Origin of the sequence: Vibrio alfacsensis (genome assembly GCF_019670485.1) — a bacterium.
Lineage (GTDB): Bacteria > Pseudomonadota > Gammaproteobacteria > Enterobacterales > Vibrionaceae > Vibrio > Vibrio alfacsensis.
Genome location: NZ_AP024165.1, coordinates 1,146,039 through 1,171,202, shown reverse-complemented (window position 1 = coordinate 1,171,202; position 25,164 = coordinate 1,146,039). Strand labels below are relative to the sequence as shown.

Sequence of the window (25,164 nt, the reverse complement as noted above, 5' to 3'; positions counted from 1 at the left end):
TTTATTAAACTAGCTCAACTGCTAGCGTGTTGATTTTCAAGAGCAAAGATTCAAAGTCCGCTGTCGTTAGACAAGGATTCAAAATCGTAAATTTAAGAGCGGTCTTACCATCAACGATGGTTTCACCAAGAACTGCGATACCGCGAGTCAACGCTTCAAGACGCAATGCTTTGTTCAGTTCATCTAAATCTGCAGATGCGTTGTTTGTGCGTGCATTAGTTGCGCGGAATAGAACCGTAGAAAGTGCTGGGTCAGCCAGAAGTTCAAACTGATCGTGTGCGCGAATCATGTCAGCCACTTGTTGTGTTTGTGCTAACAAGTGATCGTACATATCGCCAAGTACTTTAGGACCCACGTTTTGCATCGTCATAAAGACTTTCAATGCATCAAAACGCTTCGTGGTTGCGATGGATTTGTCGACCAAGTTTGGCAGCTCATCGTGTTCACGGTTTAGGTAGTCCGCATGATGAAGTAAAAACTTGAAGTTCGACTTGTCATTCACCAGCAACGCACCACAGCTGATTGTTTGGTAGAAGAGTTTGTGGAAGTCGACACTGATCGAGTGTGCACGCTCTACACCTTTCAGGCGTGATTTGTGGCTACTTAGGATCAATGCGCCACCGTAAGCACCATCAACGTGCATCCACATCTCATGTTTCGCGGCCATATCAGCAATGAAATCGAGATCGTCGATGGCACCGTGGTCGGTCGTGCCCGCCGTGCCAACAATGGCGAATGGGATCAGACCGTCTGACTTCGCCTGGGTTAGAACTTGATCTAACTGAGTAACATCCATTGTACCGTCAGCGTTCGCATCTACAGTCATCACGGCTTTCTCACCCAGTCCCATCCAAGATGCTGACTTTTGAACCGTGAAGTGTGATTTCTTCGAACATACGATACGAAGTTTGTCCGCGTAATCAGGAAGACCCAATTTTTGGATTGAGTGGCTGCTTAGCTTGTCTGCAATCCAGTCACGCGCCAGCATTAAGCCCATCTGGTTGCTTTGCGTACCGCCGCTAGTAAAAATACCGTCGGCCTGCTTAGCTAGATCGTATTTATCGCACAGCCAGCCGATCACTTTTTGTTCAACGTAAGTCGCTGACGATGCTTGATCCCATGAATCCATCGATTGATTCAATGCCGCGATCATGGCTTCGGCTGCGATTGCTGGCATTAAAGGAGGTGTGTGTAGGTGAGCAATACAATCTGGATGTTGGGTGAAAATCGCATTCTTTGCAACGAGCTCAGCCGCATCATCAATCACCGATTTTAGTGATGCGTTCTTGTTATCCAAATCAACCGAATTGATAGCCGCTTCGAGTAATTTAGGATCCATTCCTGAGTAGGGTGCGTTCACCTGTTCGAATACCGACTTCATCGCTGCTGTCGTGTGATTCATTACAGACGCAAATTCAGCGCTGCCAAGTTCACCGGTTTGAATGAAATGCTTTTTCCACTCTTCTTGTGGGGCAGTTTCAATGTAGCTACCACCCGCCGCGATAATTGCGTCTTCCAATACTCGGAGGGCAAAATCGATTTGCTCGAAAGAGATAATGAGCGGAGGAAGGAAACGGATGACTGAACCGTCGCGGCCGCCCTTTTCTACCATCAATCCACGCTCAAGCGCCGCACGTTGAATAGCAAGAGTAAGTTGGCCATCTGACAAAGGCTCACCAAACTTGTTTAATTCGCCACTTGGGTGTTTAATCTCAACGCCAAGCATTAAACCTCTGCCGCGTACATCTGCAATACAGTTAACGCGTTTTTGAATACTCTCAAGACCAACGCGTAGATACTGACCGGCAACGTTCGCATGTTCAACAAGGTTGTCGCGCTGGATAATTTCTAGTGCTTTTGCACCTGAGACCATTGCAAGTTGGTTGCCACGGAAAGTACCCGTATGCTCGCCAGGCTTCCATGTGTCGTGTTGTTTGTTGATCACCAATAGTGACATTGGCAAGCCACCACCGATTGCTTTAGACAAACATAAAATATCAGGAATAATACCTGCCTCTTCGAATGCGAAGTTGTAACCCGACTTACCAACACCACATTGAATTTCGTCGAAAATCAGCAATATGCCGTGATCGTCACAAATGCGTCGCAACTCACGTAACCAGAATGCAGGAGCAGGAATAACACCACCTTCGCCTTGTACTGGCTCGACAATGATCGCAGCGGGCTTCATGATGCCTGCCTCATCGTCATTCAATAAACGTTCTATGTAACGAATACTCGCTTTCGCGCCCTCGTCACCGCCTAAACCAAATGGACAACGTAAGCTGTATGGGAAAGGCATAAAGTGTACGTCTGACATCAAACCGGTACGACGAGCCTTAGTGCCCAAGTTACCCATCATACCCATGGTGCCATTCGTCATACCATGGTAGGCACCACGAAAAGCAAACATAGTGTTACGGCCCGTGGTTTGTTTAGCGAGCTTAATCGCCGCTTCAACGGCATCAGCCCCTGACGGACCACAGAATTGAACAACACAATTGTCACTCATAGCTTGAGGAAGAAAGTCTTTCACTGACTTGATGAAATGCGTTTTCGCCGATGTTGCAATATCAAGTGTCTGATACGGCAAGCCCGCATCCAACTGCTCTTTTAGTGCTTGGTTAATTTCTGGGTGGTTATAACCCAAAGCTAGCGTGCCTGCACCAGCTAAGCAGTCCAAGAAGATTTGACCTCGAGAATCTTCCACCAAACACCCATAAGCTTGTTTGATCGCAATCGGTAAGCGACGAGGATAAGAACGAACTTCAGATTCATGTTCCTCCTGCTCAATCAAAATTTGATCCGGCGTTAAATCATAAACCCCATCAACAATAGGAATCTGAGCAGAAAAGAAATTTGCGATAGTATTATCGACTTCAAAGGCAGTGCTCATACTACATAGTCCCTTGAATTATAATTATTCTCTTTCCTATATTTATTTTTATTAACATTAAATAGTAGGAAATAGATACAACTCCGTACCGCCGAAACAAAACGACAGGTACAGATACACCGTCTCAGGTAAGCGAGACTTTTAACGATGTTGAGGAATAATCAAGGCTCCGTAATGCACCCGTTTTGAAGAACTGGACATTTCGGTAAGATGAAGCTGATTAGTGTGTGTGTGTTAAAAAGTTTCAATGTTGGGTTTCCCATAAACATGCTGAACTTACAGCATTAGTATCCCGTCTATCGACAAATGGCTTTGCCAATACCTACCCTACGTAATGTCACAATCAGCTTGAATGGTCATTACGCGTATCCCCCAGAGATGTGCCGTATAATTACGCTCCGAGATTGCGCGGAAATTTATCACAAATTAAAATCATCTGGCAATAATTTTTCACATATCACTCATAAATGATACTAAGCCGAATAATACGTAAGCAGTGAGTTATGCCGAGAAAGCCACTTGAGAAAAGCATGTATTTCAGCAAACTAATGATTCTAATCAATATGTTATAACGCGCGGATCAGCCATTTTGACAAGCAAAAATGAACAAATTTTTACTATGACCAGTCTTACTAGTGTATGGGATGTGTATTAGAACAGACAGAGGTGAACGGGTATTGTTCTGGATGAGATTGGGAAAACAACGAATGGAACGCACATTTAGACAAATGTTCAGATACTAAAAAGCCCAACATAAATGCTGGGCTTTGAAGTTTGGAGCGACACACGAGGTTCGAACTCGTGACCTCAACCTTGGCAAGGTTGCGCTCTACCAACTGAGCTAGTGTCGCAATGTTTGAGATGGTGCCCCGGGCCGGACTTGAACCGGCACAACGCGAACGTCGAGGGATTTTAAATCCCTTGTGTCTACCAATTCCACCACCAGGGCACACAAATTTCTTTGTGATGCCTTTACAGAAAAGTAAAACACCATCCGATACCGCTAAAAAAGCCATATCTTTAAATTTTTGGAGCGACACACGAGGTTCGAACTCGTGACCTCAACCTTGGCAAGGTTGCGCTCTACCAACTGAGCTAGTGTCGCATTTATTCTCGAAAGTCATTCACTTTCAAAATAATGGAGGCGCCTCCCGGAGTCGAACCGAGGTCCACGGATTTGCAATCCGCTGCATAGCCACTCTGCCAAGGCGCCATCTTTGTGAATGAAGTCACCTTCTTTCACCACCCTTTCAAGCTGTGCTCTCTTGGGTACGGGATGCATTCTACGGATTCGAGCATTCGAGTCAACACTATTTTTAGTTTTTTAAATCGTTTGACCACAATTTGTTCGAAACACCGTAAATTGCTTGGTTTTAATACTAAAAAAATCCCAAATACACTTGTTTATCATGAATATTGGGCTACTACGCTAGCGAATATCAATAAAAGATCTTCCCTTATTATCATTAAGTATTACTTGTTAAACGCGACATTTAATATGAAGAAAACAAAAATAAGACTTAGATCACATTCATGATGATTTTTATTCTGGGATAAAAAAAGCAGGCCATCAAGCCTGCTTCTTAAAATGCTATTCGTACGAGCGGTAACAATCAGTGATGCTCTTCATTGAGCAAGTCATCTTTCGCTGCAGCGAGATACTGAACCATTGACCAGTAAGTCAGGAAGGTCGCAACGTAAAGCGCACCAAAACCAACCCATACCATCCAATCGTCGTAACGCCAAATCAGAACCCACAGTGCGAACATCTGTGAAACGGTCTTCACTTTCCCTACCCATGAAACAGCAACACTGGCTCGTTTACCAATTTCAGCCATCCATTCACGCAATGCAGAGATAATGATTTCACGCGCTATCATAGTCACTGCTGGGATAGTGACCCAAATCGTATGGTAATGTTCAGTAATCAAAATTAAGGCTGTGGCGACAAGTACTTTATCCGCAACCGGATCGATAAAGGCACCAAAGCGAGAGGTTTGGCCCAATTTTCGGGCTAACATGCCATCTAACCAATCCGTAAAGCCTGCAACCCAAAATACCATTGCGGCGGCAAATGGTGCCCAAGAGTAAGGTAGATAGAAGACAACCACAAAAACTGGGATTAGGAACAGTCTTAGTAGGGACAGAATGTTCGGGATATTCAAACGCATTTTATTATTCTCTTACACATTGCGGCTTAATGTTGCGGGATTTTCTTTATTGTTTCAATGCTTGGAAAATAATTTCTGCCAAAGAGTGGCTAATTCCTGGCACTTTGGCGATTTCTTCGACACTCGCACGCTTCAATTCCTGTAAACCGCCCATATATTTGAGCAAAGCTTGGCGACGTTTCGGTCCTACACCCTCAATTCCTTCTAACGCACTGGTTCTTCTCGTCTTTCCACGTTTCGCTCGATGGCCTGCGATTGCATGATTATGACTCTCATCTCGGATATGTTGAATCAAATGCAATGCTGGTGCATCACTTGGCAAATTAAACTCACCACCATCTACGGTAATTAAGGTTTCAAGACCTGGCTTACGGGTCACCCCTTTGGCAATACCGATCATGGTTGGACGCTTTGGCCAATCTCCCCAATATTGCGAAATAATCTCATGGGCACGATTAAGTTGACCTTTGCCACCATCAATAAAGATGATGTCCGGTATTTTCTCGACATCCAACTGTTTAGAATAACGGCGCTCTAATGCTTGTCCCATCGCAGCATAGTCATCGCCTCCGGTTATCCCAGTGATGTTATAGCGACGATACTCTTGCTTAACCGGTCCCTCACTATTGAAAACCACACAAGAGGCGATAGTACTCTCCCCCATCGTATGAGAGATATCAAAACATTCCATACGAGTAATGGACTCCAATCCCAGCACTTCTCGTAGAGCTTTGAAGCGTTGGTTAATGGTCATCTTATGGTTAATCTTCGCAGTAAGCGCGGTCAGAGCGTTTGTATTGGACAACTTCAGATAACGGCCACGAGAACCTGTTGGTGATGTGTGGAACCGTATTTTCCGCCCTGCTACATCACTTAGCGCTTGCTGAAAAGAAGCGATGTTCTCTCCCAACTCTTGATTCAAAATGATACGTGTCGGGATCGTACGAGCTTCATTGTGGCTCAAATAGTATTGAGATAAGAAACTATCAAAGACTTCCTGTTGACTTGTATTGTGAGGGATCTTAGGAAAATGACTTCGACTTCCGAGCACTTTACCTTGGCGAATCATCAGAATGTGTATACAAGCGATGCCTTTTTCTTGTGCAAAACCTAATACATCCATGTCATCCAAAGTATCCTCAGATACAAACTGCTGCTCTTGCACTCTTCGAATCGCTTGGATTTGATCTCGAAACTTAGCCGCATCTTCAAAACGAAGTTGTTGACTAGCTTGTTCCATCTTCACAATCAGCTGTTCTAGAACTTGCTTGTCTTTCCCTTGTAAAAATAAACGAACGAAGCCCACTAATTCTGCGTAGTCTTGATCAGAAATGATTGTACTGACGCATGGGCCTGCACATCGACCAATTTGATACATCAAACAAGGACGAGTTCGGTTGGAATAGACCGTGTCTTCGCATTGACGGACGGGAAATATTTTCTGTAGTAAATGCAACGTTTCGCGAACCGCCCCTGAGTCGGGATACGGACCAAAATACTCACCTTTACGCTTTTTCGCACCACGATGCATCGACAACCGTGGATGTTTGTGGCCACTTATAAAAATGTAAGGGTAAGATTTATCATCGCGCAAAAGCACGTTGTATTTAGGCAAATACTGCTTGATGTAATTATGCTCAAGGATAAGTGCTTCTGTCTCCGTATGCGTGACAGTGACATCAATTTTGGCAATATTACTAACGAGGGCGCGAGTTTTCTCGCTGTCGACTTTCTTACGAAAATAACTAGAAAGGCGCTTTTGAAGATCTTTGGCTTTACCGACATAAATAACAACAGCCTCGGCGTTGTACATTCTGTAAACGCCGGGCTGATGAGTGACTGTCTTGAGAAAGGAAGCCGAATCGAAAATAGGATTCACGCTAAAGGGTCTCGGTATCCAGCATTCCGTGGCGGATCGCTAAGTGTGTTAACTCAACGTCACCGTTAATGTCCAGTTTATTAAACAAGCGATAGCGGTAACTATTGACTGTTTTTGGACTTAAATTCAATTGTTCAGAAATATCCGTTACTTTCTGGCCTTTGGTGATCATCATCATGATCTGCAATTCACGCTCTGAAAGGTCTTTAAATGGATTTTCTGACGCAGGCGAGAATTGACTCAATGCCATCTGCTGCGCAATTTCCGGAGAAATATAACGTTGTCCACTTTTAACCACACGAATGGCATTGACCATCTCGTCGGGACCTGCACCTTTGGTTAAGTAACCAGAAGCCCCCGCCTGCATCACCTTAGTTGGGAACGGATTTTCCGTATGAACGGTCAAAACGATAATTTTTACATCAGGATTCACGCGAAGAATTTTCTTTGTGGCTTCTAAACCGCCGATACCCGGCATGTTCATATCCATCAAAACGACGTCGGCATGATTACTACGACACCATTTTACTGCTTCTTCACCGCTGTCAGCTTCTCCTGCTACGTTCATTCCACGGACGTCTTCAATAATACGTCGTATCCCTGTGCGAACCAGCTCGTGATCATCTACAAGGAAAACATTTATCAAACTTGTATCTCCACACTTGGTTTGGCTCTGCACCCACATAATGGTAATTAAATGTGGATATCAGTATGAGGCCTTATACTAACGCATTAGGCACAAAATTGCTTTCTTTGAATATGTGCTGAAACGCAAACTTTAGCAAGAACTTATTCACCAGCCACTCAATTGTTCAAAAGAGCAGAATGCAGAACCAATTTTAAATATTACGCTAATTAACAACATAAACGCCCATAAATCAAGAAACTAAGTTTCATATTGTTCAGTTAAGCTAAATATCTAGAACAAATGGTCATTCGTTAAGCAACCGTTTCCCTATCACCCTACTTCATGAATAGTACTATCTCATTACCATTTGCTCGTGCGATTCCATTTAACCTCAACTTGGGACTAAAAAACTATATTGCTCAATTTATGAGTGATTTAATCAAATACAAAAGTCAGCACGGCTATTTTAGAGGGGCGATGAGACAAAAAGGCAAGTCAATCGCGGGTCTATAACGTTCATTTTAACGACATTAGACGTTAAAAGCCCCGTTTTGAATGGCTTCGATTATCCCGAGTTGAGGCTATTTAGGCCATTGAGTGATAGAATCATTACTTATTTCGACTGTTAAGGTTTCCCACTCTTGAATATCCAGCAAGGCTTTCTTCTGACTCGACAAGCTCGAGATATAAAAGGAAAAACACAAATAGAGCTTTGGCTGTCAACAGATAACGGCCCAACTCAACTGCTGATTCAAGAAGAAAAACCGATATTTTTTCTCCTGCATGACCATATTGAACAAGTCAAAAAGTTGGCTCAAGCTCATCATATTACTTGTGATATTCGCCCGTTAGAGTTAAAGAATTTCCAACTCAAGCCACTCGCAGCCTGCTATTCGCACACTACCCGAGATGCATTGGCGCTGCAGGATCTACTAAGCCAAAATGAACTGACGCACTACGAGGGCGATATACGACTCGCGGATCGCTACTTAATGGAGCGCTTCATTAAAGGAAGCATGGAGTACACCGGTAATATACAAATTCAAAATGGTTTCCAACGAGTCCTAAATGCCAAATGTCGCCGTGGTGAATACCAACCGAAACTTCATGTCGTTTCACTCGATGTAGAGTGTTCTGAAAAAGGCATTTTATACTCAATTGGGTTAGACAGCCCTGCTGACTCTCGCGTCATCATGATTGGTACGCCTGAACCGGCAGAAACGTCGATTCAATGGGTAAAAGACGAACGTGCCTTGCTTGAAGCATTAATCGATTGGTTTAACTGTTTTGACCCAGACGTAATTATAGGTTGGAACGTTATTGATTTTGATTTTCGCTTACTGCATAAGCGTGCTGAGTGGCATAACATGAAGTTAATGCTTGGCCGTGCTGATCAAGCGAGTTTTTTCCGTAGCTCAGCTCAAAGTCAACAAGGGTTTATCTCGATACCTGGGCGTGTCGTTCTAGATGGTATTGATACCTTAAAGACGGCGACCTATCACTTTCGCTCTTGGTCACTGGAATCGGTCTCTCAAGAACTGCTTGGTGAGGGTAAAGAAATTCATAACGTGCATGACCGAATGGATGAAATCAATCGCATGTACCGTTCCGATAAACCCTCGTTAGCAAAATACAACTTACAAGATTGTGTTTTGGTAAACAAAATCTTCAATCATACTCACCTACTTGATTTTGCCATTGAGCGCTCTCGCTTAACCGGTGTCGAGCTTGATCGCATTGGCGGTTCTGTCGCGGCGTTTACTAACTTATATTTACCACAGATTCATCGCGCGGGCTACGTGGCACCAAACCTACACCCAGAAGATTGGATTGCGAGTCCCGGCGGTTATGTGATGGACTCAATACCCAACCTGTACGAATCTGTTTTAGTCTTAGACTTTAAGAGCCTTTACCCCTCTATTATTCGCTCATTTCTCATTGACCCAATGGGGTTGATTGAGGGCTTACAACAAGAAATTGGCAAACTCGACCATCAATCTGTTCCCGGCTTTCGAGGCGGCCAATTTCATCGCACCAAACACTTCTTACCAGAGATGATCGAAAACCTCTGGGCAGCCAGAGATATCGCAAAGAAAAATAACGAAAAAGCATTCTCTCAAGCAATTAAGATCATCATGAACTCATTTTATGGTGTTTTGGGCTCTTCTGGTTGTCGCTTCTTTGATACACGCCTCGCGTCTAGCATCACTATGCGTGGGCACGAGATCATGAAGCAAACTAAGGTGCTCATCGAAGAGAAAGGCTATCAGGTGATTTATGGGGATACGGACTCGACTTTTGTGTCTTTAAATGGCGCGTTTAGCCAAGCAGACGCAGATAAGATTGGTAATGAGTTGGTCGACTATATTAACCAATGGTGGAGTGACCACTTGCGTCGCGAGTACAATCTAAACTCGATCCTTGAACTCGAATATGAAACCCACTATCGCAAATTTTTGATGCCGACGATTCGTGGTGCAGAAACTGGGTCGAAAAAACGCTACGCGGGTTTAATTGGAGAGGGTCAGAACGAGCGCATCATCTTTAAAGGACTCGAAAGCGCACGAACAGATTGGACACCATTAGCACAGAAGTTTCAAAACACGCTGTATCAAATGATATTCCATGGTGAAGATCCGAGTGATTACGTTCGCGAGGTTGTAGAAAAAACCAACAGCGGTGAGTTCAATGATCAGCTGGTGTATCAAAAACGTCTGCGCCGCAAGTTACACGAATACCAAAAGAATATCCCCCCACAAGTACGAGCTGCGCGTATAGCGGATGATATCAACGCAAAACTAGGACGCCCTTTACAATATCAAAACCGTGGACGTATTAAATATTTGATCACCGTAAATGGCCCTGAGCCTAGAGAATACTCATCAAGCCCAATCGACTATCAACACTATATTGATAAGCAGTTAAAACCTGTCGCTGATGCGATCTTGCCGTTTATTGGTACCGATTTTGAGCAATTGTCTGCCCCACAGATGGGACTATTCTAAACGTCGTTATACGAAGCCATGAACTCAATCAGAAACGACTTCGCATAAGGTTAGAATCAACCAATTCGAAATTCGGTTTTTTGATATTGCTTCACCAACCAATCACCGAAGACGTCAATGAGCCCAACTACCGAACGCTTAGGGATACTCCGACCTGAAAGTAAAATACCAAGACGTTCAATCTCAACTTGTTTTTCTGGGTGGTACTTTAAAAATACCTCCCCACACTCGATAGGATCATCAAACCAACGCTTATCTCGGTACATCACCAACGAATAGGATGCTCTTAGCAACTTCTTAGCGATCACCACTTGCGCACTCACTAACTCGTCAATACTTTGCGCTTGAGCTATCTTAGTTCGATACACCGTTAGCCAGTCTTGCACATCCATGTTCCAGTGCTTGGCTATCTCCCAACTTGGTTCATAATCCCCAAAGCAATCACTTAAATCATTGCCATAGACGCATACACAGCAATGTTTCAGCATAAAGCCCCAAGTAAAGATGCTATCTAGATTCGCGACGTCACTGACGACAGCAGTGCGGATCGCTACGCCCTTTACATGTGGGTATCCCTGCTGAGCACGCCACTTAACCGTATTGATTAACGTCCCACGATTGCTTTCAAAGGCCGTTTTTGTCACCACGACCAAATCAAGATTAGATTGACCTGAAACCGCCGTCTTTCGTGCCACACTTCCATAAACATATACACTATGTAGATTAGGCCCAAGCCCGCCTTTTAGACACATGATAACTTCACGGATCAACGGCGCGAACTCTGGTTGAAACGGTTGCTGTGGATTAATTACAGGGAGAGACATGAAAGAAAACGCGAACTCAAGCATATTACAAACGATGGGTTATATGATCCACTAGCCTTGCGTTTGAATCAAGCCCGTTACAATGCTTATTGATGATCGAATTACTGCGATGAATTTAGGTGCCAGATAACAAAGTTGGGTATATAATCACAAAGTTTTGCTTAATAAGTGTAATAGGAAAATACAATGCCAAAGGCAAGTGAAATCAAAAAAGGCTTCGCAATCGAGTCTAATGGTAAAACTCTTCTAGTAAAAGACATCGAAGTAACGACTCCTGGTGGTCGTGGCGGTTCAAAAATCTACAAAATGCGTTGTACTGATCTAACGACAGGCGCACGTGTGGATGAGCGTTACAAGTCTGATGACGTTGTTGACACAGTAGAAATGAACAAACGTGCAGTAATGTACTCATACGCTGATGGCGATGAGCACATTTTCATGGATAACGAAGACTACTCTCAATACACATTCAAGCACAATGAAGTTGAAGATGAGCTTCTATTCATCAATGAAGACACGCAGGGTATCCACATCATCCTAGTAAACGGCGCTGCTGTTGGTATCGAGCTTCCATCTTCTGTTGAACTTGTTATTGAAGAAACAGATCCATCAATCAAAGGTGCATCTGCTTCTGCGCGTACTAAACCAGCACGTTTTGCTTCTGGCCTTGTTGTTCAAGTTCCAGAGTACATCGCAACTGGCGAGCGCGTAATTGTGAACACAACTGAACGTAAGTTCATGAGCCGAGCATAAGCATGTCTGATTTGATTTCTTACGACGACGTTATCGACGCAGCGTACGACATCTTCCTTGAGATGGCTCCAGACAACCTAGAGCCTGCTGATGTCATTCTGTTTACTGCACAATTTGAAGATCGCGGAGCGGCCGAACTTGTTGAAACTGGTGATGACTGGGTTGAACATGTTGGTTTCGAAGTAGACAAAGAAGTGTATGCAGAAGTTCGTATCGGCCTAGTAAACGAGGAAAATGACGTACTTGATGACGTATTTGCTCGTATGCTAATCAGTCGAGATCCTGAACATAAGTTCTGTCATATGCTTTGGAAACGTGATTAAAACGTTCACCAATTTTGCATACAAACACCAGCCTCGTGCTGGTGTTTTTTTATGTCTAAATCCCAAGCTCTAAGCTCTAAGCTCTAAGCTCTAAGCTCTAAGCTCTAAGCTCTAAGCAGTGTAATAAATTCGTTTCAAAGGCAATAGGTAAGAAAGTAAAACAAGGGATAAAAATAAAATAATGGATAAGAAAAAGGCCTGCCAATTGGCAAGCCTTTCAAATGTTTCGCTAATCATTAACGATGCTTATTGCGTCCACCTTGTTCGCCAGCCGATTTACTTGGCTTACGACGAGACGGGTTATTGCTGCGACCTTTTGGTGCGCTTACTCGCTCTTCATGGCGCTTAACTGCACGGCGAATTTTTTGGCTACGTGCACGTTCACGCTTGCGTGATGTATTTTCTTTATCAAGATCAAGCATGGTTTCTTTCTCTGGACGAAGTTCTACTAACTCGCGTAGGTAGTTTACTTCTTTCAGATCAAGCTCCATCCAACCGCCACGTGGCAGTTTTTTATCTAGATAGATATCGCCGTAACGAACACGCTTCAAGCGGCTCACTGTCGTTTCTTGCGATTCCCACAGACGACGTACTTCACGGTTACGACCTTCGTTGATCACGACATAAAACGTGTGGTTCATACCTTCACCACCCGCATATACCACGTCTTCGAAACGCGCTAGACCATCTTCTAGCTCGACTCCGCGAACGAGATTTTTTACTTTTTGTTCTGTAACGTCACCGAAAACACGAACAAGGTATTCACGTTCAACTTGGCGACTTGGGTGCATTAGGCGGTTAGCCAATTCACCATCAGTAGTGAATAGCAACAAGCCTGAAGTGTTTGCATCAAGACGGCCCACTGAAATCCAGCGAGAACCACGAATCTTTGGCAGACGATCAAAAACTGTGCGACGACCTTCCGGATCGTGACGAGTACATAGTTCACCTTCCGGCTTGTAGTATGCCAGTACGCGACAAATCACTTCTTCTTGTGCCTTTGCAGACACAACGTGACCGTCGATTCGAACTACGCTGTTCTCATCTTCTAGTCTCTCACCAAGTTTAGCTACCATGCCATTTACACTAACGCGACCAGATTTGATTAACGCTTCAATCTCGCGACGAGAGCCGTGGCCAGCACGTGCTAATACTTTTTGTAACTTTTCGCTCATTTATCTACCTATGTGTCGTCTTCACAGACGTCGAGACCGAAATTGGCCTTCATTATGCAAGTTACCCAGTTAATGGGATTTTTTTCAGTCGGATATTATACGAGATTCTCAAATTTAATGTAAGCAAAATCGACCAAAGAATCGCTCATCAAATTCTCGAAAAATTCCATTCTCTTTTTGTGATTCTGTGACAAATAATCACAAAAAAGGAGGCAAACATGCCTCCTAACGTTTTTGACTGTATAAATAAACAACCTTTATCAACGTTCTTAATCGCTAAAAATATTACTCAAACGGAGCTGGATCACCGGCACCTACACGAGCAATTACCGCGTCGCCTTCGCTAAAATCAACAACTGTTGTCGGCTGTTCACCAAGGTAACCGCCATTAAGAATCACGTCTACTACGTGCTCTAGCTTGTCACGAATGTCTTCTGGGTCCGATTCCGTTACGTCATTGCCAGGCAAGATAAGCGAGGTAGACATCATTGGCTCACCCAATGCTTCTAACAAATCCAACGCGATACGGTTGTCCGGAACACGAATACCAATCGTCTTGCGTTTCGCATTCATTAAGCGACGCGGCACTTCTTTTGTACCTTTGAAGATGAATGTGTAAGGACCCGGTGTGTTATTTTTTAGTAGTCGGAATGCCGAGTTGTCAACACGTGCATACAGAGAAAGCTCCGACAAATCTCGACACAACAAGGTAAAGTTGTGTTTGTCATCCAGACGACGGATCTGACAAATTCGTTCCAACGCCTGTTTGTTCTCCAATTGACAGCCTAGTGCATAACCTGAATCGGTTGGATACACAACCACGCCACCACTACGAATGATTGCTACTGCTTGACTGATCAAGCGAGCCTGTGGGTTTTCTGGATGAACGTAAAAAAACTGGCTCATTGTAATTCCTCATTATCGAACCTCTCGGCTCTATATTTTATGGAGTCTTAATTTCGTTGCTATTCAACGAGGGATCAATTCCCCAATCTTTCCAAACTGGTTCTACGCCCGCAGGTAACCAGAGGTTTCTTCCCAACTCCATCCACGGTGATGGATAGTGAAAATCGCTGCCTTGGGAAGCTAATAGTTTGTATTGTATAGCATAATCCGCCAAAGTGCGCCTTTCTTGTTGCGCTTGTTGAGGTTGCGCTACTTCCATCGCATCACCGCCAGCTTCAACAAACGCTGCTAATAGACGTTTTACCCACTTAGCTGTCAGTTGATAACGCCCAGGATGCGCTAACACCGCATGTCCACCAGCGGCATGAATGGCATCGACGGCTTCTTTCATCGAACACCAGTTTGGTGGTACATATCCTGGATTCGTGCGCGTTAGATATTTCTTAAATACCATCTGCATGTTCTTAGCGTAGCCATTATCTACTAACCATTTTGCAAAATGAGCTCGTGTAATTGGCGCGTCCCCTGCAATGTGTTGGACTTCTTCTAAAACCCCCTCTCGCGTCGCTTTCTGCAATCGCTCGGCGATCATTTCAGAGCGCGCAACGCGATGCGCTTTTTGTTGTTGGATAAGATTCGTCAACGCTGGGTTTTCAGGATCCACATTCAATCCAACAATATGGATATCTTTGTTCTGCCAAACCGTGGAAATTTCGATACCGTCGATGATTTTAATCGGAAGATTATTCTCTTCTACGTATTGCTTGGCCGGAGCTAAGCCGTCAACCGTATCATGATCCGTGATCGCCAACACCTCGATATCAAAACTTAGTGCCCTATCCACCAAATCACTCGGTGTAAATCGACCATCCGAGGCAGTAGTGTGGCTGTGTAAATCAATTCTCATTTTTTTGTCGTTTTAATGCTGTTTTGGGGTTGACTTTTAATCTCTGCACTAGTTTACTAGTACAAAAATACGAAGTACCTATTGTAAGGCTCACTATGTTACAAGAATTTAACCAAGACCAGAAAGCGAAAGTTTCAGTTCGTCTCAATAAGACGAGTTCTGCTGATCTAGCTTGGTGGCGCACTTGGACAAGTTCTTGGTGGGCGAACGTGTACTTTTAGTTTAGAGAATTAAATGTCGCAAAGCCCGCTAGTTCAGCGGGCTTTTTTGTTTTGTCGTCCACCTCACATTTAACTGCTTAAACATTCATCAATTTTAACTACGACTCGATTGGGTGAACGTTTGCTTTATGCGACTATGTACGACAGGAAGATACAACAGCTATAAGGAGGTCTTGTGAACAAGGCCATAGAGATTAAAACGCTTGGACAGTTAGAGGTGATAACAACACCTGTTCCTTATACTCAAGATCCAACGCGCTTGTTTCACACATTATGTGAAAACAAAACGGACAGTCTATTGCTAGAGTCCGCTGAAATTGATTCAAAGCAAGATCTAAAGTCGTTACTTATCGTCGATTCGGCCGTTCGCATGGTTTGCTTTGACCATACGGTTACCATGACCGCGTTAACAAACAACGGCAAAAACCTACTAACGCACCTCTACCAAAATGTGCGCGGTGAAGTCACTCGTCAATTCAAAGACAACACGCTTACTTTAGAATTCACTCAACCATGTGACACACTCGATGAAGATTCCCGCTTGCGTGAGGCCTCCTCTTTTGATGCGCTGCGCTTGATTCAACACAGCTTTGATATTTCTGAGCAAGACAAACACGCGATTTTCCTTGGTGGTCTTTTTGCTTACGACTTAGTCGCGAACTTCGAGCCACTTGGCGATGCAGAAGCAACCAACCAATGCCCAGATTACGTTTTCTACATAGCGGAAACGTTGTTGGTTGTGGATCATCAAACGGAATCTTGTCAGCTTCAGGCCACATTGTTTGTTGATGATTCAGAAAAAACAACGCTTGAAACTCGAATCGAAGAAATCAACGCTCAATGTGCTGCGCCAAAACGGCTACCAAGTGCAGAGCAAATCGCAGATATCACGGTTGAACCAAGCGTCTCTGATGAAGACTTCTGCCAAATCGTTCGTGACTTAAAACAGTTCGTAGTGAAAGGCGATGTATTCCAAGTTGTGCCGTCACGTCGATTCACTCTACCTTGCCCGTCACCACTCGCGGCATACAAAGAGCTTAAACAAAGTAACCCAAGCCCTTACATGTTCTACATGCAAGATGAGCTGTTCACTCTGTTTGGCGCATCACCAGAAAGTGCGCTTAAGTATGAAACCGACACCAACCAAATTGAAATCTACCCAATCGCGGGCACGCGTCGCCGTGGCAAACGTCCGAACGGTGAAATTGACTTTGATTTAGACAGCCGTATCGAACTTGAACTGCGCACCGACAAGAAAGAAAACGCAGAACATATGATGTTGGTTGACCTAGCACGTAACGATGTAGCGCGTATTGCTCAAGCTGGCACTCGCCACGTGGCAGACCTATTGAAAGTGGACCGCTACAGTCACGTGATGCACTTGGTATCACGCGTGGTCGGTCAACTACGTGAAGACCTAGACGCGCTGCACGCATACCAAGCGTGTATGAACATGGGCACGCTGACAGGCGCACCTAAGATTCGCGCAATGCAGTTGATTCGCGATGTAGAGCGCGCACGTCGCGGTAGCTACGGTGGTGCAGTTGGTTACCTAACTGGTGAAGGCACACTCGACACGTGTATCGTGATCCGCTCAGCGTACGTTGAGAACGGCATTGCTCAAGTTCAAGCTGGTGCAGGCGTGGTGTTCGACTCTGACCCACAAGCGGAAGCAGACGAAACGCGCGGCAAAGCACAAGCGGTAATCTCTGCTATCCAAGCAGCGCATAAGTCACAATAAGGAATAGGGTTCAGAGATGGCTAATATCATTTTTATCGACAACTTTGACTCGTTCACCTACAACCTTGTGGATCAATTCCGCTCGCTAGGTCACTCAGTCAAGATTTACCGAAACAACATCCCAGCACAAACCATTGAACAAGCGGTAAACGAGCTTGAAAACCCAGTGGTTCTGCTATCACCAGGTCCTGGTGCACCGTCAGAAGCAGGCTCAATGCCAGAACTGATTCAACGGATGAGAGGCAAAGTCCCGATGATCGGCATTTGTCTTGGTCACCAAGCGATTGTTGAAGCGTACGGCGGCACCGTTGCTGGCGCAGGCGAAATCATTCACGGTAAGGTCTCTATGATGGAGCACCAAAATCATGCGATTTACCAAAACCTACCATCACCACTTGCAATTGCGCGTTACCACTCGCTAGTTGCGACCAAGGTTCCTGAGAGCCTAACCATCACAGCAGAAGTGAATGACTTGGTAATGTCTGTTGTACATGAAGAAGATAAAGTTTGCGGGTTCCAGTTCCACCCGGAATCTATTATGACGACCTACGGAGCAACACTGTTGGCCAATGCCATTGAATGGGCACTTGAAGAACAAACTTCAGCAAGCCCACTCACTGCTTAAAAAGCGCTTGGCACATAAGAAATTTAGGAGAGGAAACATGGAAGCAATCATCAACCCTATTATTACCAAATTGTACGAGCAAGAGTCTCTGACTCAGGAAGAGAGCCAACAGCTGTTCGACATCATTATCCGTGGCGAACTAGACCCAATTTTGATGGCGTCAGCACTGACTGCACTAAAAATCAAAGGCGAAACACCGGATGAAATCGCAGGCGCGGCGAAAGCACTGCTGGCAAACGCAAACCCATTCCCTCGCCCAGATTATGATTTCGCAGATATCGTCGGTACTGGCGGCGACGGTCACAACACCATCAACATTTCAACCACTGCGGCGTTTGTTGCTGCAGCATGCGGTCTAAAAGTAGCGAAACACGGAAACCGCAGTGTTTCAAGCAAGTCTGGTTCTTCTGACCTTCTTGACTCGTTTGGTATCAACCTAGCCATGAGCGCCGAAGATACGCGCAAAGCGGTAGACGATATCGGTGTGGCTTTCCTATTCGCACCTCAATACCACGGTGGTGTGCGCCATGCGATGCCAGTGCGTCAAACTATGAAAACACGCACCATCTTTAACATTCTTGGTCCACTGATTAACCCTGCTCGCCCTAACATCGAATTGATGGGCGTTTACAGTGAAGAACTGGTTCGTCCAATTGCAGAAACCATGCTACAAATGGGTATGAAGCGCGCCGCTGTAGTACACGGCAGTGGCTTGGACGAAGTAGCAATTCACGGTGAAACAACCGTTGCCGAAATCAAAGACGGTAAGATCACGGAATACAAACTAACGCCTGCAGACTTCGGTTTAGAAGCACACCCACTAGAAGCGATCAAAGGTGGCGATCCTGAAGAAAACAAAGCGATCATCACTCATATCCTGACGGGTAAAGGCACTGATGCACAATTAGGTGCGGTAGCGGTTAACGTTGCTCTGCTAATGCGCCTATTCGGCCATGAAGATTTGAAAGCCAACACGCAACAAGCGATTGAAGCAATGAATTCAGGCAAGGCATACCAATTGGTACAGCAACTTGCCGCACACGCTTAAGGAATTGATGAAGATGACTGACTTCAACACTCAACAAGCCGACAATCTGTCTCAACACGTTTCTAAAAAAGAAGCAGAGATGGCAGAGGTTCTTGCCAAAATCGTACGAGACAAATACCAATGGGTAGCAGACCGTAAAGCGTCACAACCACTGAGCACATTCCAATCGGACTTGCTTCCATCTGATCGCAGTTTTTACGATGCATTGAGTGGAGAAAAAACGGTATTCATTACGGAATGTAAAAAAGCATCCCCATCAAAAGGCTTGATTCGTGATGACTTCGATTTGGATTACATCGCGTCGATTTATAACAACCATGCTGATGCGATTTCAGTTCTGACCGATGAAAAATACTTCCAAGGTAACTTTGATTTTCTTCCTCAAGTGCGTGGTCAAGTCAAACAGCCAGTTCTATGCAAAGACTTCATGGTAGATACCTACCAAGTTTACCTAGCGCGTCATTACAGCGCCGATGCTGTGCTACTGATGCTTTCTGTCCTGAATGACGAAGAGTACAAAGCGCTAGAGGAAGCAGCACACAGCCTAAACATGGGTATCCTGACCGAAGTGAGCAACGAAGAAGAACTGCACCGCGCGGTGAACCTAGGCGCACGCGTTATCGGTATTAATAACCGTAACTTGCGTGACTTGAGCACGGATTTACATCGCACCAAAGAGCTGGCACCGACGATTCGCGAACTCGCACCAAACGCGACCGTGATTTCCGAATCAGGTATTTACACGCATCAACAAGTTCGTGATTTAGCGGAATACGCAGATGGATTCTTAATTGGCAGCTCGCTGATGGCAGAAGACAACCTAGAACTTGCTGTACGCAAGGTGACGCTTGGAGAAAACAAAGTGTGCGGTTTGACGCATCCAGATGATGCTGTCAAAGCGTACCAAGCAGGGGCTGTATTTGGTGGCTTGATCTTCGTAGAAAAATCGAAACGTGCGGTTGATCTTGAAAGTGCTCGCATGACGATGAGTGGCGCACCGCTTCGATATGTCGGCGTATTCCAAAATCACGACATTGACTTTGTTGCTTCCATTGTTACGTCACTTGGGTTGAAAGCGGTGCAGCTGCATGGCCAAGAAGACCAAGCTTACGTCAACAAGCTGAAAACGGAATTACCGGATGGCGTTGAGATTTGGAAAGCCTACGGCGTTACCGATACGAAACCAGCATTGCTTGCAGACAACATCGACCGCCACCTGCTAGATGCACAAGTTGGCACTAAAACCGGCGGAACCGGACACGTGTTTGACTGGTCCCTTATCGGCGACCCTAGCCAAATTATGCTAGCTGGCGGACTGTCGCCAGAAAATGCCCAACAAGCCGCAACACTCGGTTGCTTGGGATTAGATTTAAACTCTGGTGTAGAAAGTAATCCGGGTAAGAAAGATTCACATAAGTTGCTCGCGGCATTTACCGCCATTCGCAACTACTAAAGCTATTTTAAGCTAAAAAATTTAAAGCTATTCGTAGCGAAAAATTACGAGAAGGAATATCACGATGGCAAAACTGAATGCCTACTTTGGCGAATACGGCGGTCAGTACGTTCCGCAAATTCTAGTTCCAGCGCTAGATCAACTAGAGCAAGCGTTTATCGATGCGCAAGAAGATCCTGAATTCCGCAGCGAATTCATGACATTACTTCAAGAGTATGCGGGTCGTCCTACGGCATTAACTCTAACTCGTAACCTAACCAAAGGCACGAAAACTAAACTGTACCTAAAACGTGAAGACCTACTTCACGGCGGCGCGCACAAGACCAATCAAGTGTTAGGTCAAGCGTTGCTTGCGAAACGTATGGGTAAAAACGAGATCATTGCAGAAACAGGTGCAGGGCAGCATGGCGTAGCAACCGCACTCGCGTGTGCATTGCTTGGGCTTAAGTGTCGCGTTTACATGGGAGCAAAAGACGTTGAGCGTCAAAGCCCGAATGTTTTCCGCATGAAACTAATGGGTGCTGAAGTGATTCCTGTACACTCTGGTTCTGCAACACTGAAAGACGCCTGTAACGAGGCACTGCGCGACTGGTCTGCAACTTATGAAGATGCTCACTACCTACTTGGTACAGCGGCAGGTCCTCACCCATTCCCAACGATCGTTCGTGATTTCCAACGTATGATCGGTGAAGAAACGAAGAATCAGATTTTGGCTCGCGAGGGTCGTCTGCCAGATGCCGTTATCGCGTGTGTGGGTGGCGGTTCAAACGCTATCGGTATGTTTGCTGACTTCATTGAAGAAGAGAGCGTTCGTCTAATCGGTGTTGAGCCTGCTGGTAAAGGTATCGATACTGACCAGCATGGTGCGCCGCTCAAACACGGCAAAACAGGCATCTTCTTTGGCATGAAAGCACCATTGATGCAAGACCCTAATGGTCAAGTGGAAGAGTCATACTCTGTCTCTGCTGGCTTAGACTTTCCATCGGTAGGACCACAGCACGCACACCTTAATGCGATTGGTCGAGCAGAATACGACAATGTCACCGACGATGAAGCCCTAGATGCGTTTCAAGAGATTGCTCGTAATGAAGGCATTATCCCTGCCCTAGAATCTTCCCACGCTTTAGCGCATGCACTGCGTATGGCTCGTGAGAACCCAGAAAAAGAACAATTATTAGTTGTGAACCTATCAGGTCGTGGTGATAAAGATATCTTCACTGTGCATGCCATCCTAGAAGAAAAAGGAGCGATCTAATGAGCCGTTATGAAAAGATGTTTGCGCGCCTAAACGAGAAAAACCAAGGCGCATTTGTACCGTTCGTAACGGTTTGCGATCCAAATGCCCAGCAGTCATACAAAATCATGGAAACCTTGGTGGAATCTGGTGCTGATGCTCTTGAGCTCGGCATCCCATTTTCTGATCCACTAGCCGATGGCCCAACCATCCAAGGCGCTAACATTCGCGCGTTAGACTCAGGTGCAACGCCGGATATCTGCTTCGAGCAAATCAGCAAGATCCGAGCTAAGTACCCAGAGCTGCCTATTGGCCTATTGATGTACGCAAACCTTGTGTACTCACGCGGAATTGAAAACTTCTATGAACGATGTGCAAAAGCAGGCATCGATTCAGTACTGATTGCCGATGTACCGACCAATGAAAGTGCAGAGTTTGTCGCGGCAGCGGAGAAATTTGGCATTCACCAAATCTTTATCGCCCCACCAACAGCCAGTGACGAAACACTAAAGCAAGTATCTCAGCTAGGCGGTGGTTACACTTACCTGCTTTCTCGCGCAGGCGTAACAGGTGCAGAGACCAAAGCAAACATGCCTGTCGGTCATATGCTAGATAGGCTGAATCAATTCAATGCACCGCCAGCACTACTTGGCTTTGGTATTTCTGAACCCGCGCAAGTAAAAGAAGCACTTGAATCTGGTGCCGCCGGCGCAATCTCAGGATCAGCCGTAGTAAAAATCATTGAAGTTCACGTTGAACAGCCACAGGTTATGCTCGACAAACTTAAAGAGTTCGTAGTAACGATGAAAGCTGCAACACAAAAATAACGGATTACAGAACTAAAAATATGAGATCGATTCCTTAAGCGCCATGTGGGGTCGATCTTTTTTTTAACATTTCATTTCAAAGTGCCCTCCTTTATTACTATCTGTTTTATAAACAACACCAGCTAAAAACATCAGCCAGATCGATAGCAAACGATTGCAATTGGCTAATAAATTATCATCAATCAAGGTTTTCTCACTTAGCGAACCAGTTTGTACCGATTTTGTATTGCTAATTGTGAATGATAAGTGTAAAACTCAACCCGATATAATTATCCAAATAACAACATTAGATTGGTGGGTAATTTTAGGACTTTACATATTATTAGCACAGAGGTTATGGAAGTGTTAAAAGAAAAGAGTTTGCTAAACAACATTGGCGTTCAAGTCGTCATTGCAATGATCTTGGGTACTGCCGTTGGTGCCGTTATGGGTCAAAGCGCAACAGTATTTGCACCATTAGGCGCAATTTTTATCAATTTGATCAAAATGTTAGTCATCCCATTGGTTGCTGTCGCATTGATTTCAGGTGCTGCTGGTCTTGGTAACAGTCAATCTGCTGGTAAAGTGGGCCTTGTTACCCTTGGTTACTTTGGCTTAACGTCGGCGCTGGCTGTCGCTCTGGCTTTAGTCATGGGCGAGATCTTCAAGCCAGGTATGGGCATCGACATTAGCGGCGTCGAGGGATGTTCTCTGCTGAGTATGCTTCAAAAGGTGATTTACCTACTTTCTGGGCAACCATCACTGGTATGATCCCAACCAACGTTTTCCAATCACTGAATGAAGCCAATATTCTACAGATCCTCGTATTCTGTATGTTCTTCGGCATTGCTATTTCTAAGCAAGCAAAAGAACGCCGCGACCCTATCATCAACGGTGTTAACTGTATTGTTGATGCGATGGTTTGGATGATCAACAAAGTGATGATCATTGCACCAATCGGTGTATTTGGTCTAATGGCAGAAGCCGTGGGTACGTTTGGTTTCGGCGCACTCATGGTCGTGTTCAAACTGTTCCTCGTCTACGTTGCCGCGATTCTGATCTTTGGCTTCGTTGCATACCCATTGATGGTTCATATTTTCACTAAGACATCGGCGAAGAAGTTCGTCTCTGCGATGAAAAAACCACAAGCGGTTGCATTGTCAACAGCATCTTCTATGGCTACTCTGCCAGTAACGATGGATACGTGTGAGAAAGAGCTTGGCGTAAGAAACTCAACCGCTTCGTTCGTTCTGCCACTAGGCGCAACCATCAACATGTCTGGTAATGCCATCTACTACGGCTTAGTTGCTATCTTCTTTGCGCAGTTATTCAACATTGATTTGAGCATGGGTGCTTACATTGCCATCATCGTCACCTCTACGTTAGGTGCGGTAGGTCAAGCTGGTGTTCCTGGCCCATCATTCTTGGTTGTAGCAGTACTGTTAGCCGCAGGTATTCCTATCGAGGGTCTACCACTTCTGTTCGCTCTTGACCGCATCTTTGACATGATTCGTACTGCTCTAAACATCACCGGTGATGCTGCATGTGCGGTGATTGTAGACGCTTTAGTAGAAGAAGAAGTTGCAGAACAAGCGGAGCTTCAAAAACAAGAAGCTTAAATAATTAGAGGCTGAGTTGTAAAAGGCACAGACTGACAGATATTTAATCTCTAGCCGCTCCTCATGAGCGGCTTTCTTTATAGTCATAACAATAAGTTTTTATCTCCCCTATTCCCTCTCACTATTCACATTAGTAGAGATTCCGTTAGACTGTCTTCAACTCAACAACTAAGTAGTTTGTGAAAAATGAAGCAAATCCTTGATTTTATTCCACTCATTATTTTCTTTGCTCTATATAAGATGTACGACATCTATGTTGCGACCGGAGCACTCATCGTTGCAACCGCCATCCAACTGGTTCTGACTTTTGCTCTGTACAAAAAAGTCGAAAAAATGCAGCTGATTACGTTTGTTATGGTCGCTATCTTTGGTGGGATGACGATTTTCCTCCATGATGACAATTTCATTAAATGGAAAGTCACTATCGTTTATGCCGCATTTGCAACGGGTTTAGCAGTGAGCCACGCAATGGGCAAATCTGCTATTAAAGGCATGTTAGGCAAAGAGATCACGTTACCGGAAACTATCTGGACCAAAATAAATTGGGCTTGGGTCGGTTTCTTCACATTTTGTGCAGGCTTAAATATCTATGTCGCGTTTAACCTACCTCTGGACGTGTGGGTCAACTTCAAAGTGTTTGGTTTACTTATCGCTACATTCGCTTACATGATTGCGACTGGTTTTTATATCTATAAGCACATGCCAAAAGAATAAGCATATGCCAAAAGAATAAGCACATGCCCAAAGAATAAGCACATACAAAAGAACAGAGTGAGCAAAAAGAAAACGCCTCCGACATATCGGTTGATGATTAAAAACTCAATTTTGCTATAATCCAATAATACCGATTAATTACAGCGACCCTAGGGTCGCTGTTTTGTTGCTTGCGCCATAAACTTGGGCGCATTTTGAGCTTCATTTTTTGCATATTTTTTTATTTGGGATGTCAT

At 44.8% G+C, this 25,164-nt stretch carries 19 protein-coding genes, 4 tRNA genes, 1 pseudogene and 1 other annotated feature; of the genes and pseudogenes, 12 read left to right on the top strand and 12 right to left on the bottom strand.

Annotated features, from left to right (window positions below):
• Positions 1 to 4: 4 nt before the first annotated feature.
• From VA249_RS05320 to uvrY, 8 genes are all read right to left on the bottom strand, one after another.
• On the bottom strand, positions 5 to 2,896 hold the full coding sequence (locus VA249_RS05320) for a pyridoxal phosphate-dependent class III aminotransferase (RefSeq protein ID WP_221069204.1): 2,892 nt from the start codon (positions 2,894 to 2,896) through the stop codon (positions 5 to 7).
• Positions 2,897 to 3,671: 775 nt separating this feature from the next.
• A tRNA-Gly gene (locus VA249_RS05315) sits at positions 3,672 to 3,747 on the bottom strand.
• A gap of 11 nt (positions 3,748 to 3,758) precedes the next feature.
• Positions 3,759 to 3,845 (bottom strand) — tRNA-Leu (locus VA249_RS05310).
• Positions 3,846 to 3,925: 80 nt separating this feature from the next.
• Positions 3,926 to 4,001: transfer RNA gene (locus VA249_RS05305), tRNA-Gly, on the bottom strand.
• A gap of 34 nt (positions 4,002 to 4,035) precedes the next feature.
• Positions 4,036 to 4,109, bottom strand: a tRNA-Cys gene (locus tag VA249_RS05300).
• A gap of 400 nt (positions 4,110 to 4,509) precedes the next feature.
• Positions 4,510 to 5,067 (bottom strand): CDP-diacylglycerol--glycerol-3-phosphate 3-phosphatidyltransferase, encoded by a 558-nt coding sequence (pgsA, locus tag VA249_RS05295; RefSeq protein WP_128811138.1) that lies wholly within the window; start codon positions 5,065 to 5,067, stop codon positions 4,510 to 4,512.
• Between the two features lie 46 nt (positions 5,068 to 5,113).
• Positions 5,114 to 6,946 (bottom strand): excinuclease ABC subunit UvrC, encoded by a 1,833-nt coding sequence (gene uvrC / locus VA249_RS05290; RefSeq protein ID WP_128811139.1) that lies wholly within the window; start codon positions 6,944 to 6,946, stop codon positions 5,114 to 5,116.
• A 1-nt stretch (position 6,947) separates the two neighbouring features.
• Positions 6,948 to 7,592 (bottom strand): UvrY/SirA/GacA family response regulator transcription factor, encoded by a 645-nt coding sequence (gene uvrY, locus VA249_RS05285; protein ID WP_128811140.1) that lies wholly within the window; start codon positions 7,590 to 7,592, stop codon positions 6,948 to 6,950.
• A gap of 623 nt (positions 7,593 to 8,215) precedes the next feature.
• On the opposite strand from uvrY, the gene VA249_RS05280 reads away from it, so the two are divergent.
• The gene (locus VA249_RS05280; RefSeq protein WP_221069203.1) at positions 8,216 to 10,579 is read left to right on the top strand and encodes a DNA polymerase II; all 2,364 of its coding nucleotides are present in this window, start codon (positions 8,216 to 8,218) and stop codon (positions 10,577 to 10,579) included.
• A 56-nt stretch (positions 10,580 to 10,635) separates the two neighbouring features.
• On the opposite strand, the gene VA249_RS05275 is transcribed toward VA249_RS05280, so the two are convergent.
• Positions 10,636 to 11,403: a nucleotidyltransferase family protein gene (locus VA249_RS05275; protein ID WP_221069202.1), complete on the bottom strand. Its 768-nt coding sequence runs from the start codon at positions 11,401 to 11,403 to the stop codon at positions 10,636 to 10,638.
• Between the two features lie 186 nt (positions 11,404 to 11,589).
• Here VA249_RS05275 and efpL point away from each other — a divergent pair, with 186 nt between their 5' ends.
• Positions 11,590 to 12,156, top strand: coding sequence for an elongation factor P-like protein EfpL (gene efpL, locus VA249_RS05270; protein ID WP_128811143.1), 567 nt, complete (start codon positions 11,590 to 11,592; stop codon positions 12,154 to 12,156).
• Positions 12,157 to 12,158: 2 nt separating this feature from the next.
• Positions 12,159 to 12,479: an HI1450 family dsDNA-mimic protein gene (locus tag VA249_RS05265; protein WP_128811144.1), complete on the top strand. Its 321-nt coding sequence runs from the start codon at positions 12,159 to 12,161 to the stop codon at positions 12,477 to 12,479.
• A gap of 236 nt (positions 12,480 to 12,715) precedes the next feature.
• Here the strand turns inward: VA249_RS05265 and rluB are convergent, their stop codons facing one another.
• From rluB to rnm, 3 genes are all read right to left on the bottom strand, one after another.
• Entirely contained in the window at positions 12,716 to 13,654 is a 939-nt protein-coding gene (gene rluB, locus VA249_RS05260; RefSeq protein WP_211919577.1) for a 23S rRNA pseudouridine(2605) synthase RluB, read from the bottom strand.
• A gap of 285 nt (positions 13,655 to 13,939) precedes the next feature.
• Positions 13,940 to 14,560, bottom strand: a complete 621-nt coding sequence (locus tag VA249_RS05255; RefSeq protein ID WP_211919579.1) for an L-threonylcarbamoyladenylate synthase — start codon at positions 14,558 to 14,560, stop codon at positions 13,940 to 13,942.
• 37 nt (positions 14,561 to 14,597) lie between these two features.
• Positions 14,598 to 15,467: an RNase RNM gene (rnm, locus tag VA249_RS05250; RefSeq protein ID WP_211919581.1), complete on the bottom strand. Its 870-nt coding sequence runs from the start codon at positions 15,465 to 15,467 to the stop codon at positions 14,598 to 14,600.
• 95 nt (positions 15,468 to 15,562) lie between these two features.
• Between rnm and trpL2 the strand changes: the two genes are divergently transcribed.
• From trpL2 to VA249_RS05205, 9 genes and pseudogenes are all read left to right on the top strand, one after another.
• Positions 15,563 to 15,688: a tryptophan operon leader peptide gene (gene trpL2 / locus VA249_RS05245; RefSeq protein WP_128811148.1), complete on the top strand. Its 126-nt coding sequence runs from the start codon at positions 15,563 to 15,565 to the stop codon at positions 15,686 to 15,688.
• Positions 15,635 to 15,738, top strand: a sequence feature (Trp leader region). It overlaps the preceding gene by 54 nt.
• A 125-nt stretch (positions 15,739 to 15,863) precedes the next feature.
• Positions 15,864 to 17,429, top strand: a complete 1,566-nt coding sequence (locus VA249_RS05240; RefSeq protein WP_221069201.1) for an anthranilate synthase component 1 — start codon at positions 15,864 to 15,866, stop codon at positions 17,427 to 17,429.
• A gap of 16 nt (positions 17,430 to 17,445) precedes the next feature.
• Positions 17,446 to 18,054, top strand: coding sequence for an aminodeoxychorismate/anthranilate synthase component II (locus VA249_RS05235; protein WP_221069200.1), 609 nt, complete (start codon positions 17,446 to 17,448; stop codon positions 18,052 to 18,054).
• 37 nt (positions 18,055 to 18,091) lie between these two features.
• The gene (gene trpD, locus VA249_RS05230; RefSeq protein WP_104024714.1) at positions 18,092 to 19,102 is read left to right on the top strand and encodes an anthranilate phosphoribosyltransferase; all 1,011 of its coding nucleotides are present in this window, start codon (positions 18,092 to 18,094) and stop codon (positions 19,100 to 19,102) included.
• Positions 19,103 to 19,115: 13 nt separating this feature from the next.
• Positions 19,116 to 20,555 carry a bifunctional indole-3-glycerol-phosphate synthase TrpC/phosphoribosylanthranilate isomerase TrpF gene (gene trpCF / locus VA249_RS05225; RefSeq protein WP_221069199.1) on the top strand — a complete coding sequence of 480 codons (1,440 nt, stop codon included), beginning with the start codon at positions 19,116 to 19,118 and terminating at the stop codon, positions 20,553 to 20,555.
• A 64-nt stretch (positions 20,556 to 20,619) separates the two neighbouring features.
• The gene (trpB, locus tag VA249_RS05220; RefSeq protein ID WP_211919593.1) at positions 20,620 to 21,810 is read left to right on the top strand and encodes a tryptophan synthase subunit beta; all 1,191 of its coding nucleotides are present in this window, start codon (positions 20,620 to 20,622) and stop codon (positions 21,808 to 21,810) included.
• Entirely contained in the window at positions 21,810 to 22,616 is an 807-nt protein-coding gene (gene trpA, locus VA249_RS05215) for a tryptophan synthase subunit alpha (protein ID WP_128811153.1), read from the top strand. Before trpB ends, trpA begins: the two co-directional genes overlap by 1 nt.
• Positions 22,617 to 22,952: 336 nt before the next feature.
• Positions 22,953 to 24,214, top strand: a pseudogene (locus tag VA249_RS05210) (dicarboxylate/amino acid:cation symporter).
• Positions 24,215 to 24,400: 186 nt separating this feature from the next.
• A complete protein-coding gene (locus VA249_RS05205) occupies positions 24,401 to 24,928 on the top strand; it encodes a septation protein A (protein ID WP_221069198.1) in 528 nt (175 codons plus the stop codon).
• Positions 24,929 to 25,164: the final 236 nt, after the last annotated feature.